This window comes from Streptomyces sp. NPDC004134 (assembly GCF_042874195.1).
GTDB lineage: Bacteria > Actinomycetota > Actinomycetes > Streptomycetales > Streptomycetaceae > Streptomyces.
This window is the reverse complement of the sequence record NZ_JBIAMS010000003.1, coordinates 111,692-128,768: the sequence shown is the minus strand read 5'-3', so window position 1 is coordinate 128,768 and position 17,077 is coordinate 111,692. Positions and strand designations below refer to the sequence as shown.

The window sequence follows — 17,077 nt, the reverse complement described above, 5'->3', positions numbered from 1 at the left end:
CGACACGCGGCGGGGCCCTTCTGCGCGTACGCGCGGCTACCGCTTGGAGAACTCCTGATACTCCTTCAGCACGTCGTCCGTCGGCCCGTCCATCACCAACTCGCCCTTCTCCAGCCACAGCACCCGGTCGCAGGTGTCGCGGATGGACTTGTTGGTGTGGCTGACCAGGAACACCGTCCCGGCCTCCTTGCGCAGCTCGCGCAGCCGGGCCTCGGAGCGCTTGCGGAACCGCAAGTCGCCGGTGGCCAGCGCCTCGTCGATCATCAGCACCTCGTGGTCCTTGGCCGCGGCGATGGAGAACCGCAGCCGCGCCGCCATGCCGGAGGAGTACGTCCGCATGGGCAGGGTGATGAAGTCGCCCTTCTCGTTTATGCCGGAGAAGTCGACGATGCTCTGGTACCGCTCGCGGATCTGCTCGCGGGTCATGCCCATCGCCAGCCCGCCGAGCATCACGTTCCGCTCGCCCGTGAGGTCGTTCATCAGCGCCGCGTTGACGCCGAGGAGCGAGGGCTGGCCATTGGTGTACACCTTGCCGCTGTGCGTGGGCAGCACGCCGGCGATGGCCTTCAGCAGCGTCGACTTGCCGGAGCCGTTGGAGCCGATCAGGCCGATGGCCTGGCCGCGGTACGCCGTGAAGCTCACGCCGCGCACCGCGTGCACCTCGCGCACCCGGTCGCCCTTGTCCCGGCGCAGGATGCGGTTCAGCGCGGCGGCGCCGCTGCCCTTGCCGCGGGAGCCGCCCTGCACCCGGTACACGATGTGCACGTCGTCCGCGATGACCGTCGGCACCCGCTGGTCGGCGGGCGTGTCGGTCTCGGCGCGGCTCGTCGGATGTTCAGCCACGGCCATATCGCTCCTCAGCCTTCCAGAAGAACACGAAACCGAAGGCGCCGATCACCACTGCCCAGCCCGCCGCCAGCAGCCAGACGTACGGCGGCAGGTAGGCCTTGGGGAAGTCCCCCATGAGGGCGTAGCGCATGAGGTCCATGTATACAGCGGCCGGGTTCATCGCGACGAGGTCGGTGGCCCACTGCGGCGCGTTGGCCCGCACCGTCATCATGTACTGCAGCGGGAACATCACGCCCGAGCCGTACATCCAGGCGCGCAGGATGAACGGCATGAGCTGCGCGAGGTCCGGCGTGTCGCTGCCCAGCCGGGCCACGACCATCGCCAGGCCGGTGTTGAAGACGTACTGGAGCGCCAGGATCGGCACGATCAGCAGCCACGTCCACGTCGGGTACCAGCCGAAGGCGACCAGGATGACGGCCAGCACCGTCATCGAGTAGAGCAGTTGCTGCAGTTGCTGCAGCGAGAACGAGATCGGCAGCGCGGCCCGCGGGAAGTGCAGCGCCCGCACCAGGCCCAGGTTCCCCGAGATCGACCGGACGCCCGACATCACGGACTGCTGGGTGAACGTCCACACGAACACCCCCGTGACCAGGAACGGGATGTAGACGTCGTTGCTCATGCCGGCGCGGCCGCCGAGCAGCACGCCGAAGATGAAGAAGAAGACCGTCGCGTTCAGCAGCGGGGTCAGCACCTGCCAGACCTGGCCCAGCTTCGCCCGGCTGTACTGCGCGGTGAGCTTGGCGCGCGAGAAGGTCAGGATGAAGTGGCGGCGCGCCCAGAGCTGCCGCACGTACTCGGGCAGTCCGGGTCGCGCGCCGCTCACCGTGAGGCCGTACTTGGCGGCCAACTCGGCCGGGGTCAGCCCGTCATCGGGATGGCGCTTGGGCGGAGCGCCCACTGCCGTTTCGCTCACAGTCGGTAACTTTCGTCCTCAGACACTCAACGGTACGAGCTTGTCAGATCACGGGCGGTCGTCCCAGCCGGGTCAGCCGCCACACCGTACGCCACTTCATGGGCTTGCGCGGCCCGCACGGCGCGCGCCAGCCCTCCCGGAAGCCTACGAGCCATGATTTCAGCACAGCCGGGGAGGGGCTGCGTGCCACGGTGAGCAGGAACCAGACACCCAGATAGACCGGGACGAGCGGCGCGGGCAGGTTCCGGCGGGCCAGCCAGACCCGGTTGCGGGCCACGTTGTGGTGGTACGTGGCATGCCTGCTGGGCGGCATCGTCGGGTGGTGCAGCACCATGTCGGCGCGGTAGTCGATGTGCCAGCCCGCATCCAGCGCCCGCCAGGCGAGGTCGGTCTCCTCGTGGGCGTAGAAGAAGTCGTCCGGCAGCCCGCCGACCTCCTGGAACACCTCCGTGCGCACGGCGTTGGCGCCGCCGAGGAAGGTGGTGACGCGCGAGGAGCGCATCGGGTCGGAGGCGCGCAGCCGGGGCACGTGCCGGCGCTGGGTGACCCCGGTCTCGGGGTCGGCGATGCGGAAGCTCACGATGCCCAGGCGCGGGTCGGCGGCGAACGCCTCGCGCACCAGCCGGGCCGTGTCCTGTTGTGGCAGAAGACCGTCGTCGTCGAGAAAGAGCAATACGTCGACATCGCGGCCGCCCTCGCCGAACGCCTCGATGCCGACGTTGCGGCCGCCGGGGATGCCCAGGTTCTCGGGCAGCTCGACGACCCGTACGCCCTGCGGGATGTTCGGCACGGTCACGCCCTGGGCGACGACGACCACCTCGACCGGCGCGCCGTCCTGCTTGGCGACCGACTCCAGCAGCGCGCGAAGCTCCTCGGGGCGCTGGCCCATCGTGATCACGACCGCGCCGACCCTGACGTCCTCCGGACGCTTGGCCTCCGCTTGCCGGGGCTGGTGTTCATATGTCATTCGGCTCACCGCAACCTGCTGGAGGCCAGAATGCTGACCAGGTGAAGGAGGGTCTGCAGCATCGCTATCGCGGCGAGAACGGCGACACCGAGCCGGGAGAAGTAAAGGTCCCCCTTGATCAGGTCGAGGATCGCCAGCAGGAGGATGAGGAGTGACGCCTCGATCCCCAGGATCAGCCGGTGGAACTTCAGCGCCGACGCCGCCTTGCGGGCCACGGCGACACCCGAGGAGCGAGGCTCGGCCGCGGACTCCTTGACCGGCGGCAGTCCCTGCTGGTGGCGGGCGACGCCGACCAGGTCGGTCTCCGCCTTGATCAGCACGGCGCCCAGCGCGGCGAGCGTGCCGAGGAAGGCCCACAGCCAGTCGACGGAGCCCTCGCCCCACGGGTCGGCGGCGCGCAGGCCGAAGCCCACCAGCACCGCGGCGTCGCAGAGGTACGCGCCGACCCGGTCGAGGTACACGCCGCCGATGGAGAACTGCTGCTTCCAGCGGGCGACCTCCCCGTCGACGCAGTCGAGCAGCAGGTACAACTGGACCATCAGTACGCCGAGCAGGGCCCCGGCGATCCCGGGGACCAGCAGCGCCGGGGCGGCGAGCACGCCGGCGAGGGTCATGACGTACGTCAGTTGGTTGGGCGTGACCCGGGTGTTCACCAGGTGCCGGTCGACGCGCAGCGAGATCTCGCGCATGTACAGGCGGCCGGCCCAGTGCTCCCCGCTGCGCCGGTCCTTCACCCCCGGAGGGTGGACCACGGGCCGTAGCTCAGCTACCGATGGCTTTGGCATAGTCGGCGTAGGCGTCTCTGATCTCGTCGGTGGACAGGTCGAGGTGTTCGAGGATCGTGTACCGGCCGGGCCGGGTCTGCGGCGCGAACTCGATGGCCTTCACGAACTCGTCGTCCGCGAAGCCGATGTCGTCGGCCAGCACCGGCAGCCCGTGCCGGCGCAGGACCTGCGCCATCAGCAGCGCCGTCTCCCGGTCGCCGCGCAGGAACGTGGCGAAGGTCCCGCCGATGCCGCACTGCTCGCCGTGGAGCGCGCAGCGCTTGGGGTACAGCAGGTCGAAGGCGTGGCTGATCTCATGGCATGCGCCGGACGCCGGCCGGCTGTCGCCGGCGACGGACATCGCGATGCCGCAGAGCACCAGCGCCTCGGCGAGGATGACGAGGAAGTCGTCGTCGCCGATCCCGCCCGGATGGCGCAGCACCGAGTCGCCGGCGCTGCGGGCCATCGCGGCGGCGAGACCGTCGATGGGCTCGCCGGTCTCCCGGTGGGACAGCTCCCAGTCCGCGACGGCGGACAGCTTGCACGTCACGTCGCCGATGCCGGCGCGGACGAAGCGCGCCGGGGCCTCGCGGATGACGTCGAGGTCGATGACGATCGCGATGGGGTTCGGCACGCCGTACGAGCCGCGCCCGGCGTCGTTGTCGAGCGTCGAGACCGGCGAGCAGAGGCCGTCGTTGGCGAGGTTGGTGGCCACGGCGACCATCGGCAGGCCGACGCGCGCGGCGGCGTACTTCGCGGAGTCGATGACCTTGCCGCCGCCGAGGCCGACGACGGCGTCGTAGCGCCCGGTGCGCTTGATGGAGTCGGCCAGCCGCACCGCGCCGTCGATGGTGCCGTCGGCGTCGGCGAACCAGTCGGCGCCGGGCAGCGCCGGCGCGAAGCGGTCGCGCAGCGCCTGCCCGGAGCGCGGGCTGATGGCGAAGGCGAGCCGGCCCGACGGCGCGACACGCTGGTCGGAGAGAAGGTCAGCGAGGTCGTCCAGCGCCCCGGCCCGGATGTCGACCGTCAGCGGCGACGGGATCAGGCGGGTCAGTACCGGCACGCGATCTCCCTGCCCTTGGCGAGGTCCTCGTGGTTGTCGATCTCGACCCAGGCGACGTCGCCGATGGGCTCGACGTCGATCCGGAAGCCGCGGTTGACCAGCTCCTGGTAGCCGTCCTCGTAGTAGAGGTCGGGGTCGCGCTCGAAGGTGGTCTTCAGCGCGTCGGCCAGCTCGTCGGCCGCGTCGCCCTCGATGAGGGTGACGCCGATGTACTCGCCGGTGGCCTCGGCCGGGTCCATCAGCTTGGTGATCTTCCGGACGCCCTTCTCGTCGGCGACGACCTTCATCTCCTCGTCGGCGAGCTTCTTGACCGTGTCGAGGGCGAGGATGATCTTCTTGCCGCCGCCGCGGGCGGCGAGCAGCGTCTTCTCGACGGAGACCGGGTGGACCGTGTCCCCGTTGGCGAGGATCACGTCGTGCCGGACCGAATCCCGGCCGCACCAGAGGGAGTAGGCGTTGTTCCACTCCTCTGCCTTGTCGTTGTCGATCAGGGTGAGCTTCAGCCCGTACGTGCGCTCCAGTGCCTCCTTGCGCTCGTACACGGCCTCCTTGCGGTAGCCGACGATGATCGCCGCCTCCGTGAGCCCGATCTCGGCGAAGTTGCCGAGGGTGAGGTCGAGGACGGTGGTTTCGCCGTCCACGGGCACCAGGGCCTTCGGCAGGGTGTCGGTGTAGGGGCGCAGACGCCGTCCGGCGCCGGCCGCCAGCACGAGGCCGATCATGCGGGTTCTCCTGTTTCGTCGTGTACGGCGGGGGCTCCGGAGGAGACCCAGAAGCGGATGCTCTCGGTGAGCACCACCAGCGCCACGGCCACGGCGATGGCCGCGAGCGCGAACGTGAAGCGCGTGCCGGTCAGCAGGGCTGCCGCCAGCGTGACCGCCAGCGCCCGTCCCTCGTGCCCGCCGATCGCCCGCACCAGCAGGCGCGGGGGCGCACCCGTGCCGCCGCGGATGCGGTACACGGTGTCGTAGTGATGGTAGGCGACCGCGGCCACCAGTCCGAAAGCCGCAGGAAGCGCTCCGTTCACCTCGGAGCGGGCCGCGAGCGCGAGGACGAGGCCGTACTCGGCGGCCCGGAAGACCGGCGGCACGAGCCAGTCCAGCGGGCCCGCGAGCGGCCGGGCGACGGCGAGTGCGGAGGTCAGGACGTAGCCGACGGCACCTATGAGGGCCCACCAGGTGCCGAACGGGGTGAAGAGCGCCAGCGCCACGAGGAGCACACCGCCGGCGGCGGCGACGGCGGGCGCGGCGTACGACGGCAGGGAGCGCACGGGGGCGCGCAGGGAGCGGGCGGCGGCTTCGGCGAGCGGGCCGGTGTCGGTCAGCTCGTCCAGCGCCCTGAGCGCCTGCTCGGTGCGCGGGACGCGGCGCTTGAGGGAGCGCAGCACCCGGCCCGCGGTGGTGTAGGAGGCGGCGAGCCCCATGCCGATCAGCAGGACGACGAAGACGGTGCGCGGGGTGGTGACGGCGGTGAGCACGGCGATCAGCGCCCAGCGCTCGCCGATCGGCAGCACCACCATGCGGCGCAGCCACACCGTCCAGCCGAGCCGGTCGAGGCGTTCGGAGAGCGCCGCGGTGGGGCTGGTGTTGGCCGCCGCGACGGCGGTGCCGGCGATGGACTCGTTGAAGGCGAAGTCCACGACGTGCCGGCAGGTCTGCAGCACCATGGCACCCAGCGCGAGGGCCCACACGTCGTCGCCGTCGGCGTTGGCGGCGCCGATGGCGAGGCCCGCGAAGTAGGCGTACTCCTTGGCGCGGTCGAAGGTCGCGTCGAGCCAGGCGCCCATCGTGGAGTACTGCAGCGAGTAGCGGGCGAGCTGGCCGTCGGTGCAGTCCAGCACGAAGGAGAGCATGAGCAGCACGCCGGCGGCGACGAAGCCGCCGCGGGTACCGGTGGCCGCGCAGCCGGCCGCGAGCACGGCGGTGGCCAGGGAGGCGGTGGTGACCTGGTTCGGGGTGAGACCGCGGTCGGCGCACCAGCGGGCCAGGTAGCGCGAGTAGGGGCTGATGAAGAAGGTGGTGAAGAACCCGTCGCGGCTCTTGACCGCGGCGCGCAGCCGGGCCTTCTCCTCGTCCACGGCGGCGACCGCGTCCGTGGCCTTCGCCCGCGCGAGGGCGTCCTCCGGTACGGCCGCCACCAGCACGCCCAGCTCCGGCCGGGCCAGCGGCCCGTCGGCCTCCGCGAGCTGCGCGGCGGTCTGCTCGGCGACGCCGTCCAGGGTGTGGCTGCGCATCACCGCGCGGGAGAGCGCGGTACGGGCCGCGGGCGTACGCACCGCGACCACCCCGGGCACGGCCGCGCCCGGGAAGCGGGGGTCGGCGAGGGTGAGGCGCAGGCTGTGCCGGTGGCCGACGAAGCGGCTGTCGACGAGCGCGACCCCGCCCTCCTCGGGCAGCAGCGCGAGGACGGTGGCGGCGTCGGCCACGTCCGCGGCGGTACGCACGTCGTCGTAGCCCAGCGACCTCAGGTCGCTCTCCAGGGGGGACCCCGGGACGGGCGGGCCGATCAGGATTGCGGTCCGCAGACGAACTCACTCCTCGGGCAAGCGGGACGGCAGGCGGGACCGCCCCTCCCCCGTCCGGCCGGGCGGCTGTCGGCAGAGGTTAGCGGATCCGTGGAACCACGGGTTCACCGCCCGTTCGCCTCCACCGGGTGGCGATCATCATTTCGCAGCTCGCACCCCTGCTCCAAACCGGGGCGGTAGTGTTCCGGCATGACGTGGTTGATCACCGGCGGGGCCGGTTATATCGGCGCGCATGTCGTGCGGGCCATGACGGGTGCCGGGGAGCGGGTCGTCGTGCTGGACGACGTGTCCACCGGCAATCCGGCCCGGCTGCCCGCGGACGTACCGCTGGTGCGCGGTACGTTCCTGGACCGGCTGCTGCTCGACCGCACCATCGCCGAGTACGACGTCACGGGCGTGCTGCACCTGGCGGCGAAGAAGCAGGTCGGAGAGTCGGTGGAGCAGCCGCTCTCGTACTACCGGGAGAACGTGCACGGCCTCGGCGTGCTGCTGGAGGCCGTGGTGGCCGCGGGCGTCCGCCGCTTCGTCCTCTCCTCCTCGGCCGCCGTCTACGGCATGCCCGACGTCGACCTCGTCACCGAGGACACCCCCTGCGTGCCGATCAACCCGTACGGCGAGACCAAGCTCGCCGGCGAGTGGCTGCTGCGGGCCACCGGGCGCGCGCACGGGCTGGCCACCGCCTGCCTGCGCTACTTCAACGTCGCCGGGTCCGCCGCCCCCGAGCTGGCGGACACCGGGGTCTTCAACGTGGTCCCGATGTTCTTCGAGCGGCTGACCGCGCACCAGCCGATGCGGATCTTCGGCGACGACTACCCCACCCCCGACGGCACCTGCGTCCGCGACTACGTGCACGTCGTCGACCTCGCCGACGCCCACCTGGCGGCGGCCCGCCGCGTCGCCGCCCCGGCGGTCTCCGGCGACCTGACGGTGAACCTCGGCAGCGGCACCGGCGTGTCGGTGCGGGAGCTGGCCGACATCGTGGCCGAGGTCACGGGGCGGCGCGCACACGCCCCCGAGGTCCTCCCCCGCCGCCCCGGGGACCCGGCCCGGGTGGTCGCGTCGTACGACCTGGCGGCCAAGGAGCTGGGGTGGCTGCCGCGGCTGGACGTGCGCGCCATGGTCGAGTCCGCCTGGGCGGGCTGGCTGCACAGACATCCGGAGGCGCGGCGCGGCTGACCAGCCGAGACGCCCGCAGGAGCGTTTCCGCAGGTCAGACGATGAAAACCGACTTCATGTCAAGGTTTGGCGAATACCCCCTGCCCGTAGTTCACTGAGATCGTCGGGCAGGCACGAGGGCCTGTCCGCGACCGCCTGGGAACCGGAGGGCATGCGGCATGGGTGCAGGGCACGACCACTCCCACGGACCGTCCGGCGGCACGGCCTCCGCCGCGCACCGCGGCCGGCTGCGCATCGCCCTCGTCCTCACCCTTTCGGTGCTGGGGCTGCAGGTGGTCGGTGGGGTGATCACCGGCTCGCTGGCGCTCGTCGCGGACGCCGGGCACATGGCGACCGACGTGGTCGGGCTCTCCATGGCGCTGCTGGCGATCCACTTCGCGAACCGGCCGACGAGCGAGCGGCGCACCTTCGGCTTCGCGCGGGCCGAGATCCTGGCGGCACTGGCGAACTGTCTGCTGCTCTTCGGCGTCGGCGGCTACATCCTCTACCAGGCGGTCACGCGCTTCATGGACCCGCCGGAGATCGAGGGCGGGCTGACCTTCGCCTTCGGTGCCGCCGGCCTGGTGGTCAACCTGATCTCACTGGCCCTGCTGATGCGCGGCCGGCAGGAGAGCCTGAACGTGCGCGGCGCCTTCCTGGAGGTGCTGGCGGACGCGCTGGGCTCGGTCGCGGTGATCATCTCGGCGCTGGTGATCATCACCACCGGCTGGCAGTACGCGGACCCGGTGGCCTCGCTCGCCATCGGATCGATGATCATCCCGCGGACGTTCCGGCTGCTGCGCGAGGCGCTGGACGTGCTGCTGGAGGCGGCGCCGAAGGACGTGGACGTCTCCGAGGTGCGGACGCACATCCTGGCGCTGCCGGGCGTGGTGGAGCTGCACGATCTGCACGTGTGGACGATCACCTCGGGGATGCCGGTGATATCGGCCCACGTGGTCGTCAAGGAGAACGTGCTGCAGGCGGTGGGTCAGGAGAGGTTGCTGCACGATCTGCAGGGGTGCCTCGGCGATCACTTCGATGTCGCCCACTGCACATTCCAGATCGAGCCGGTCGGACACGCGAAGCACGAGGCAAATCTCTGTCATTGAGCCGTCACCGGTAAGGCAGACTGAATGAGGTGTCACACCGTCTCCGCCCGCCGCGGAGGCCGGGACACCCGTGCACGGACGCCGTAGATCGGACGCAAAGGATGGTCATGCCGGCCGCTACCACCGAAGAGATCATGCTGGAGCTCGTCGACGAGAACGGCATCACGATCGGCACCGCCGAGAAGATGTCCGCTCACCAGGCGCCGGGCAGACTGCACCGGGCGTTCTCCGTGTTCCTCTTCGACACCGCGGGCCGGATGCTGATCCAGCAGCGGGCGCTCGGCAAGTACCACTCCCCCGGTGTGTGGTCCAACACCTGCTGCGGCCACCCCTTCCCCGGCGAGTCGCCCCTCGCCGCCGCGGCCCGCCGCACCTTCGAGGAGCTGGGCGTCTCGCCCGCGCTGCTCGCCGAGGCCGGGACGGTCACGTACCACCACCCGGACCCCGCCTCGGGGCTGGTGGAGCACGAGTACAACCACCTCTTCGCCGGGCTGCTGCGGGCCGAGCCGCGGCCGGCCGCAGACGAGGTCGGCGCGGTCGCCTTCGTCACGCCGGACGAGCTGGCCAAGCGGCATGCCGAGAACCCGTTCTCGGCGTGGTTCATGACGGTGCTCGACGCGGCCAGGCCGGCCATCCGGGAGCTGACGGGGCCGTCCTCGGGCTGGTGACGCCGGCGAGCGGGAGGGAGGCCCAGATCACCTTCCCGCCGTCGACGGTGTGCTGCACGTCGCAGGCACCGCCCGCCTCGTTCGTGATCGCCTTGACCAGCAGCAGTCCCCGGCCGCCCGTCTCCTCTTCGTCCGCCTGGAGGGCCTTCGGGCGGTACGGGTGCTGGTCCCGGACGGCGACGCGGACCCAGCCGGCTCCGACCGACAGCTCGACGCCGATCTCCGGGGAGAGCACGCCCGCGTGCCGGACCGCGTTCGTCACCAGCTCCGAGACGATCAGCAGCACGCCCTGCAGCAGGTCGTCGCCGATGGGGACGCGCCGCCGGACCAGGAGGTCGCGTACGGCGTGCCGGGACTGGGGTACGGAGGAGTCGAGCGCCGGGGCGTCGAACTTCCAGGTCCCCTCGTACGCCGCCGGGACCACCTGGCCGGGCTCGGGTCTCAGACTGCCGCCGTCGCTCACCGCCGGCACCTGCTTTCGCCACCACTCACCCTCCGAGTGTTGGCAATCACCGGAGCTCAACCCCCCATCGAGCAGAACTTGACTGGCTTTCGTCACCTTCCGACCGGCTGCGCAATGACCGGCATGCGTCGGGATCGAAATAATCGGTTGCCGATTCCCGTTGAACCGTCGTACCTTCGCAGTGCCCTGCAGTCGACGATTGGAGAAGGTGTTGCTCGTCTGAGGTCTCCACGGCACCGTGCCCGCGGCATTTCCCGTGTGCGGCACGTGCGACCTCATGGCTCGAGCCACCTTCCTCTCCTGCAGGGCATCCAGCCCCGCTCCCGTTCCACCCGGCTCTCCCAGGTCGCCGTCCGGTGCCGACGCCGCCCCGTCGCACCCCTACGAGCTCACCGGGAGACGCCATGTCATTTCCCTCCACGCCGCGCGCCGCGGCCTCCGTCATCTGCGCCGGGCTGGCCTTCACCTGGCCCGACGGCACCACCGTCTTCGAGGACTTCGACCTCGCGGTCGGTCCCGGCCGCACCGGGCTGATCGGCCGCAACGGCACGGGCAAGTCCACGTTGCTGCGGCTGATGGCCGGGGAGCTGGCCCCCGCCGCCGGCACGGTCAAGGCCGCCGGGACGGTCGGCTACCTGCCGCAGAACCTCGTCCTGGACACCGCCGCGCGGGTCGACGAGGCGCTGGGCATCGACGGGGTGCGGCGTGCGCTGCACGCCATCGAGTCCGGTGACGTCGCCGAGGAGCACTTCACCGCCGTCGGCGACGACTGGGACGTCGAGGAGCGCGCCCGCGCCACCCTCGACCAGCTCGGCCTGGCGCACGTGGGCCTCGACCGCACCATCGGCGAGGTCTCCGGCGGCGAGTCGGTGCTGCTGCGGCTGGCCGCGCTGCTGATGCGGCGGCCGGACGTGCTGCTGCTGGACGAGCCGACGAACAACCTCGACCTGAAGGCCCGCCGCCGGCTGTACGCGGCCGTGGAGTCGTGGCCGGGCGTGATGGTGATCGTCAGCCACGACCGCGAGCTGCTCGACCGCGTCGACCAGGTCGCCGACCTGCGGGACGGCGAGGTCGCCTGGTACGGCGGCAACTTCACGGCGTACGAGGAGGCGCTGGCCGTCGAGCAGGAGGCCGCGGAGCGCACGGTGCGCTCGGCCGAGGCCGACCTGCGGCGGCAGAAGCGCGAGCTGGCCGACGCGCACGAGAAGCTGAGCAAGCGCAAGCGGTACGCCGACAAGCAGTTCGCGAACAAGCGCGAACCGAAGATCATCATGAACCTGCGCAAGCGGGAGGCCCAGGTCTCCGCGGGCAAGCACCGCATCATGCACGAGGAGCGGCTGCGGGACGCCAAGGAGCGGCTCGACGAGGCGGAGGCGGCGGTACGGGACGACGACGAGATCCGCGTCGACCTGTCGTACACCGCCGTGCCGGCGGGCCGGGACGTGCTCATGCTGCGCGAGCTGGAGCTGCGCTACGGCGCGCGGGTCCCGGCGCTCCAGGTGCGCGGCCCGGAGCGGATCGCGCTGACCGGGCGCAACGGCGCGGGCAAGTCCACGCTGCTGCGCACGATCGCCGGTCAGCTCGCGCCGGTGGCGGGCTCGGCCGCGGTGCACGTGCCGCTGCGCTATCTGCCGCAGCGGCTCGACGTACTGGACGACGCGCTGAGCATCGTCGAGAACGTGGCCCTGCTGGCACCCGCGGCGACCAACCAGGAGATCCGCTCCCGGCTGGCCCGCTTCCTGTTCCGGCAGGGCCGGGCGGACCAGATCGTCGGCACGCTGTCGGGCGGGGAGCGGTTCCGCGCCACGCTGGCGGCGCTGATGCTGGCGGATCCCGCGCCGCAGTTGCTGATGCTGGACGAGCCGACGAACAACCTGGACATGGCGAGCGTGCGGCAGTTGGTGAAGGCGCTGGAGTCGTACGAGGGCGCGCTCGTGGTCGCCAGCCACGACGTGCCGTTCCTGCGCGACATCGGGATCACGCGCTGGCTGGGGCTGGACGAGGAGTTGAGCGACATCGAGCCGCTGTAGGCGGGACGCACCCGGGACCCGGCCGCCGCCGGGCCCGGGTGCGCGGCCGGCCGTGAGAGGCTGCCGGTCATGAGCGAAGGCGAGCTGCGGTGCGGCGTCGACGGCGGCGTGGCGACGGTGGTCATCAGCAACCCGGCCAAGCGCAACGCGATGACGCCGGACATGTGGCGCGCACTGCCCGGGCTGCTCGCGGGGCTCGCGGCGGACCGGGCGGTGCGCGCGGTGGTGCTCACCGGCGCCGGCGGCACGTTCTGCGCGGGCGCCGACATCGGCTCGCTGCGCGCCGGCAGCGAGGGCACGCAGGGCCTCGCCGAGGCCGCGGAGGAGGCGCTCGCCGCCTTCCCCAAGCCGACGCTCGCCGCCGTACGCGGGCACTGCGTGGGCGGCGGCTGCCAGCTCGCGGCGGCGTGCGACCTGCGGTTCGCCGCCGATGACGCGCTGTTCGGGGTGACCCCGGCGAAGCTGGGCATCGTCTACCCGGCCGGTGCGACGCGCCGGCTGGTGCGTCTGGTGGGCCCGGCGACCGCGAAGTACCTGCTGTTCTCCGCCGAGTTGATCGGCGCCGCACGGGCGCTGCGCACCGGCCTCGCGGACGAGGTGCTGCCCGCCACGGAACTCGGCGCGCGGGTAGCGGAGTTCACGGCCGTGCTCGCGTCGCGCTCGCAGCTCACCCAGGCGGCGGCCAAGGACTTCGCCGACACGGCCGCGGCGTACGGGGACGGGGGCGCGGCCGGCGACGCCGGGGCGGACGCGGCGCGTATCGCGCACTGGGCCCGCGAGGCGCGCGCGGCGGGCGACACCGCGGAGGGCGTCGCCGCCTTCCTGGAGCGCCGCGAGCCACGCTTCACCTGGTCCGTCTGACGACCGCGCGGCCGCTGGGCCCCCCGGCGTACGAACGGGCGGTCGCGCCCCCTTCTCCCGCTAAGCGTCCGCTCAGTAGCCTGGCGGCATGACGTCACTCCCGCCGCGCGCCGGCCGCCGCTGCCAACAGGTCCTCAACCCACTGCACTCGGCGATCTACTTCGCGCCGGAGTTCACCGAGGAGTTCGCCGGCATCGGCATCGACGGCTGGCACGCCGCGTACTTCACGGCCCGGTCCGCCGCCATGGGTCCGGTCGGCCCCGGCGTGGTCACCGCCGTCTTCTACAACTACAGCCACCGGCTGGCCGCACAGCACCTGCCCGCCGCCTGGACGGCCGCGGACCCGGCCACCGTGCTGGCGGCCCGGCTGCGCGTCGCCGACGCCGTGCTGCGGCGGCTGCTGGGCGAGGAGACGATCGCCTCGCCCGAGCTGGCCGAGGCCGCGGACCTGGCACAGCGCGCCGCGGCGGGCGGCGGGCGCGCCGGGCGGCCGCTCTACGCCGCCGAGGCGGAACTGCCCGTGCCGGACGCCCCGCACCTTGCCCTCTGGCACGCCGCCACCCAACTGCGCGAGCACCGCGGCGACAGTCACGACGCGGTGCTGGCCCACGCCGGCCTCGACGGGCTGGAGTCCCAGGTGACCCACACCGCCTCCGGGTTCGGCTTCACCCCGGAGTTCGCCCGGTACTCGCGCGGCTGGGAGGCCGGGGAGTGGGCCGCGGCGCAGGACCGGCTGCGGACCCGCGGGCTGCTGGCGGCGGACGGCGAGCTGACCGGGGCGGGCACGGCACTGCGCAAGGAGCTGGAGGACGAGACGGACCGGGTGGACCTCGGCCCGTACGCGGGGCTGGGCGCCGCGGGCGTGGCGCGGCTGACCGAGCTGGCCACCGGCTACACCACCGCCGCGCTGGCCGCGGGCGCGATGCCGAAGGACATCTTCGGCAAGGGCTGACGCGCCGGTCCCGGCCGGTTCCCGGGCACGTCACACCCGCTCGTCCCGGGCCGGACCGGGGCAGGTCGCGCGCACGTTCGGCGCACGTTCGGCGCCCGTACGGCCCTGTTCCGACCCGCCGGGCGACCGGGGCAGGTCCCGCCGGGCGCCCGGCTGTCAGTCGGACCTGCCACAATGCACTCCGCCACAGATGACAGAAAGCGGGGCGGACGTGACGGCGTCGGTATCGATTGAGGCCAGGATCGCCGAGGAGCTCGGCGTACGCGAGCGGCAGATCACGGCGGCGGTGCGGCTGCTCGACGACGGCGCCACCGTGCCGTTCATCGCCCGCTACCGCAAAGAGGCGACGGAGATGCTCGACGACGCCCAGTTGCGCACCGCCGAGGAGCGGCTGCGGTATCTGCGGGAGCTGGAGGAGCGGCGGGCGGCGATCCTGGAGTCCGTACGCGGGCAGGGCAAGCTGACCGAGGAGCTGGAGGCGCAGATCCGCGCCGCCGACTCCAAGGCCCGGCTGGAGGACGTCTATCTGCCGTACAAGCCGAAGCGGCGCACCAAGGCGCAGATCGCCCGCGAGGCGGGTCTGGAGCCGCTGGCCGACGGGCTGCTCGCCGACCCCTCGGTGGCGCCGCTCGCGGCGGCCACCGCGTTCGTGGACGCGGACAAGGGCGTGGCCGACCCGGCCGCGGCCCTGGAGGGCGCGCGGGCCATCCTCACCGAGCGGTTCGGCGAGGACGCCGACCTGATCGGCGAGCTGCGCGAGCGGATGTGGACGCACGGCCGCGCGGCCGCCAAGGTGCGCGAGGGCAAGGAGGAGGCGGGCGCGAAGTTCTCGGACTACTTCGACTTCGCCGAGCCGCTGACCGACCTGCCGTCGCACCGCATCCTCGCCCTCTTCCGCGGCGAGAAGGAGGAGGTCCTCGACCTCGCCCTGGAGCCCGACGCGCCCGGCGAGGCGGAGCAGGAGGGCCCGTCGGCGTACGAGCGCGCCATCGCCGCCAGGTTCGGCGTGGAGAACCGGGGCCGGCCGGGCGACACCTGGCTCGCCGAGACGGTGCGCTGGGCGTGGCGCACGCGCATCCTGGTGCACCTCGGCATCGACCTGCGGCTGCGGCTGCGTACGGCCGCGGAGGACCAGGCGGTGGACGTCTTCGCCGCCAACCTGCGGGACCTGCTGCTGGCCGCCCCGGCGGGGACGCGCCCCACGCTGGGCCTGGACCCCGGGCTGCGTACGGGCGTGAAGGTCGCCGTCGTCGACGCCACCGGCAAGGTCGCCGCCACCGCGACCGTCTACCCGCACGCGCCGGCCCGCAAGTGGGACGAGGCGCTGACCGTGCTGGCCGAACTCGCGCGGGTGCACGAGGTGGAGCTGGTCGCGATCGGCAACGGCACGGCCTCCCGGGAGACCGACAAGCTGGCCGCCGACCTGATCGCCGCGCAGCCCGGGCTGAAGCTGACGAAGGTGATGGTCTCGGAGGCCGGGGCATCGGTGTACTCGGCGTCCGCGTTCGCCTCGCAGGAGCTGCCCGAGCTGGACGTGTCGCTGCGCGGCGCGGTGTCCATCGCGCGGCGGCTGCAGGACCCGCTGGCCGAGCTGGTGAAGATCGACCCCAAGTCGATCGGCGTCGGCCAGTACCAGCACGACCTGTCGGAGGCGAAGCTGTCGCGCTCGCTGGACGCGGTCGTGGAGGACTGCGTCAACGGCGTGGGCGTCGACCTCAACACCGCCTCGGCGCCGCTGCTGGCCCGCGTCTCCGGCATCGGCACGGGGCTCGCGGAGAACATCGTGGCGCACCGCGACTCCAACGGTCCCTTCCGCAGCCGGTCGGCGCTCAAGGACGTGCCGCGGCTGGGGCCGAAGGCGTTCGAGCAGTGCGCGGGCTTCCTGCGCATCCGCGGCGGCGAGGACCCGCTCGACGCCTCCGGCGTGCACCCCGAGGCGTACCCGGTGGTGCGGCAGATGGTGAAGGCGGGCGGCGCGGAGGTGGCGGCGCTGATCGGCGACACGCGGACGCTGCGGTCCCTGAAGCCGCAGGACTTCACCGACGAGCGGTTCGGGCTGCCGACGGTGACGGACATCCTCAAGGAGCTGGAGAAGCCGGGGCGCGACCCGCGGCCGGCGTTCCGGACGGCGGTGTTCAAGGAGGGCGTGGAGAAGATCGGCGACCTGCAGCAGGGGATGGTGCTGGAGGGCGTGGTGACGAACGTGGCCGCGTTCGGGGCGTTCGTGGACGTGGGCGTGCACCAGGACGGGCTGGTGCACGTGTCGGCGATGTCGAAGACGTTCGTGAAGGACCCGCGCGAAGTCGCCAAGCCCGGCGACATCGTGAAGGTCAAGGTGCTGGACGTGGACGTGCCGCGGAAGCGGATCTCGCTGACGCTGCGGCTGGACGACGAGCCGGGCAAGCCGGCGGCTGGCGGCGGCCGGGGCGGCGGGCGCGAGCGCGACCGGCAGGGCCCGCCGCGGCAGCGCGGCGGTGGCCAGGGCGGTGGCGGCCAGGGCGGCGGCCAGGGTGCCGGCGGCGGCCGGCAGCGCGGCGGCGGTGGCGGGGGCGGTGGCCGGCGCCGTGAGGCGCAGCCGGAGAACAGCGAGATGGCGGACGCGCTGCGGCGCGCGGGGCTGCTCGGCGGCGGCGGCCGGAGCGGCGGCGGTGGCGGGGGCGGCAACGGCCGCCGCGGCAAGCGCTGATCGCGGAACGCGGCCTGTACGGCCCCGCCCGCCACGGTGTCGCCGTGGCGGGCGGGGCCGGCGGCTGCCGGGG

General features: G+C 72.6%; 15 protein-coding genes. 7 read left to right on the top strand and 8 right to left on the bottom strand.

The features are described from left to right. Nucleotides 1-36: 36 nt before the first annotated feature. Genes ACFYVJ_RS05780 through ACFYVJ_RS05750 form a run of 7 tightly spaced genes read right to left on the bottom strand, consistent with a single transcriptional unit; the run spans nt 37 to nt 7,080 of the window. Nucleotides 37-849, bottom strand: coding sequence for an ABC transporter ATP-binding protein (locus tag ACFYVJ_RS05780; RefSeq protein WP_388886938.1), 813 nt, complete (start codon nt 847-849; stop codon nt 37-39). Then, nucleotides 836-1,762 (bottom strand): ABC transporter permease, encoded by a 927-nt coding sequence (locus tag ACFYVJ_RS05775; protein WP_388886936.1) that lies wholly within the window; start codon nt 1,760-1,762, stop codon nt 836-838. The genes ACFYVJ_RS05780 and ACFYVJ_RS05775 overlap by 14 nt, the downstream gene beginning before the upstream one ends. 43 nt (nt 1,763-1,805) lie before the next feature. Beyond that, nucleotides 1,806-2,729 (bottom strand): glycosyltransferase family 2 protein, encoded by a 924-nt coding sequence (locus ACFYVJ_RS05770; protein ID WP_388886935.1) that lies wholly within the window; start codon nt 2,727-2,729, stop codon nt 1,806-1,808. Nucleotides 2,730-2,734: 5 nt separating this feature from the next. Then, a complete protein-coding gene (locus ACFYVJ_RS05765; protein ID WP_047019335.1) occupies nt 2,735-3,514 on the bottom strand; it encodes a CDP-alcohol phosphatidyltransferase family protein in 780 nt (259 codons plus the stop codon). After that, nucleotides 3,492-4,556, bottom strand: a complete 1,065-nt coding sequence (locus ACFYVJ_RS05760) for an iron-containing alcohol dehydrogenase family protein (RefSeq protein WP_047019334.1) — start codon at nt 4,554-4,556, stop codon at nt 3,492-3,494. Before ACFYVJ_RS05760 ends, ACFYVJ_RS05765 begins: the two co-directional genes overlap by 23 nt. Continuing rightward, nucleotides 4,544-5,278 carry a sugar phosphate nucleotidyltransferase gene (locus ACFYVJ_RS05755; RefSeq protein ID WP_101420197.1) on the bottom strand — a complete coding sequence of 245 codons (735 nt, stop codon included), beginning with the start codon at nt 5,276-5,278 and terminating at the stop codon, nt 4,544-4,546. Before ACFYVJ_RS05755 ends, ACFYVJ_RS05760 begins: the two co-directional genes overlap by 13 nt. Continuing rightward, complete coding sequence (locus ACFYVJ_RS05750; RefSeq protein WP_388887349.1) at nt 5,275-7,080, bottom strand: DUF5941 domain-containing protein; 1,806 nt, start codon at nt 7,078-7,080, stop codon at nt 5,275-5,277. The genes ACFYVJ_RS05755 and ACFYVJ_RS05750 overlap by 4 nt, the downstream gene beginning before the upstream one ends. A 189-nt stretch (nt 7,081-7,269) precedes the next feature. Between ACFYVJ_RS05750 and galE the strand changes: the two genes are divergently transcribed. The 3 genes from galE to idi all read left to right on the top strand — a co-directional run bounded on the left by galE (nt 7,270) and on the right by idi (nt 10,012). Continuing rightward, nucleotides 7,270-8,256, top strand: a complete 987-nt coding sequence (gene galE, locus ACFYVJ_RS05745) for a UDP-glucose 4-epimerase GalE (RefSeq protein ID WP_388886934.1) — start codon at nt 7,270-7,272, stop codon at nt 8,254-8,256. A gap of 158 nt (nt 8,257-8,414) precedes the next feature. Then, on the top strand, nt 8,415-9,344 hold the full coding sequence (locus ACFYVJ_RS05740) for a cation diffusion facilitator family transporter (protein ID WP_388886932.1): 930 nt from the start codon (nt 8,415-8,417) through the stop codon (nt 9,342-9,344). A gap of 107 nt (nt 9,345-9,451) precedes the next feature. Next, nucleotides 9,452-10,012 (top strand): isopentenyl-diphosphate Delta-isomerase, encoded by a 561-nt coding sequence (idi, locus tag ACFYVJ_RS05735; RefSeq protein WP_388886930.1) that lies wholly within the window; start codon nt 9,452-9,454, stop codon nt 10,010-10,012. Here idi and ACFYVJ_RS05730 read toward each other — a convergent pair. Then, nucleotides 9,945-10,475: an ATP-binding protein gene (locus tag ACFYVJ_RS05730; RefSeq protein WP_388886929.1), complete on the bottom strand. Its 531-nt coding sequence runs from the start codon at nt 10,473-10,475 to the stop codon at nt 9,945-9,947. The genes idi and ACFYVJ_RS05730 overlap by 68 nt on opposite strands. A 404-nt stretch (nt 10,476-10,879) precedes the next feature. Between ACFYVJ_RS05730 and ACFYVJ_RS05725 the strand changes: the two genes are divergently transcribed. From ACFYVJ_RS05725 to ACFYVJ_RS05710, 4 genes are all read left to right on the top strand, one after another. Next, nucleotides 10,880-12,505, top strand: coding sequence for an ABC-F family ATP-binding cassette domain-containing protein (locus ACFYVJ_RS05725; protein WP_388886927.1), 1,626 nt, complete (start codon nt 10,880-10,882; stop codon nt 12,503-12,505). Nucleotides 12,506-12,574: 69 nt separating this feature from the next. After that, nucleotides 12,575-13,366 (top strand): enoyl-CoA hydratase/isomerase family protein, encoded by a 792-nt coding sequence (locus ACFYVJ_RS05720; protein ID WP_388886925.1) that lies wholly within the window; start codon nt 12,575-12,577, stop codon nt 13,364-13,366. Nucleotides 13,367-13,454: 88 nt separating this feature from the next. Beyond that, on the top strand, nt 13,455-14,318 hold the full coding sequence (locus ACFYVJ_RS05715; protein WP_388886923.1) for a hypothetical protein: 864 nt from the start codon (nt 13,455-13,457) through the stop codon (nt 14,316-14,318). A 190-nt stretch (nt 14,319-14,508) separates the two neighbouring features. Further along, entirely contained in the window at nt 14,509-17,004 is a 2,496-nt protein-coding gene (locus ACFYVJ_RS05710; protein WP_388886922.1) for a Tex family protein, read from the top strand. The last annotated feature ends 73 nt before the right edge of the window (nt 17,005-17,077 follow it).

Coding starts and splice junctions, on each gene's coding strand:
- ACFYVJ_RS05780 (WP_388886938.1), bottom strand. CDS start 849: ATGGCCGTGGCTGAACATCCGACGAGCCGCGCCGAGACCGACACGCCC.
- ACFYVJ_RS05770 (WP_388886935.1), bottom strand. CDS start 2,729: ATGACATATGAACACCAGCCCCGGCAAGCGGAGGCCAAGCGTCCGGAG.
- ACFYVJ_RS05765 (WP_047019335.1), bottom strand. CDS start 3,514: ATGCCAAAGCCATCGGTAGCTGAGCTACGGCCCGTGGTCCACCCTCCG.
- ACFYVJ_RS05755 (WP_101420197.1), bottom strand. CDS start 5,278: ATGATCGGCCTCGTGCTGGCGGCCGGCGCCGGACGGCGTCTGCGCCCC.
- galE (WP_388886934.1), top strand. CDS start 7,270: ATGACGTGGTTGATCACCGGCGGGGCCGGTTATATCGGCGCGCATGTC.
- ACFYVJ_RS05740 (WP_388886932.1), top strand. CDS start 8,415: ATGGGTGCAGGGCACGACCACTCCCACGGACCGTCCGGCGGCACGGCC.
- idi (WP_388886930.1), top strand. CDS start 9,452: ATGCCGGCCGCTACCACCGAAGAGATCATGCTGGAGCTCGTCGACGAG.
- ACFYVJ_RS05725 (WP_388886927.1), top strand. CDS start 10,880: ATGTCATTTCCCTCCACGCCGCGCGCCGCGGCCTCCGTCATCTGCGCC.
- ACFYVJ_RS05720 (WP_388886925.1), top strand. CDS start 12,575: ATGAGCGAAGGCGAGCTGCGGTGCGGCGTCGACGGCGGCGTGGCGACG.
- ACFYVJ_RS05715 (WP_388886923.1), top strand. CDS start 13,455: ATGACGTCACTCCCGCCGCGCGCCGGCCGCCGCTGCCAACAGGTCCTC.
- ACFYVJ_RS05710 (WP_388886922.1), top strand. CDS start 14,509: ATGACAGAAAGCGGGGCGGACGTGACGGCGTCGGTATCGATTGAGGCC.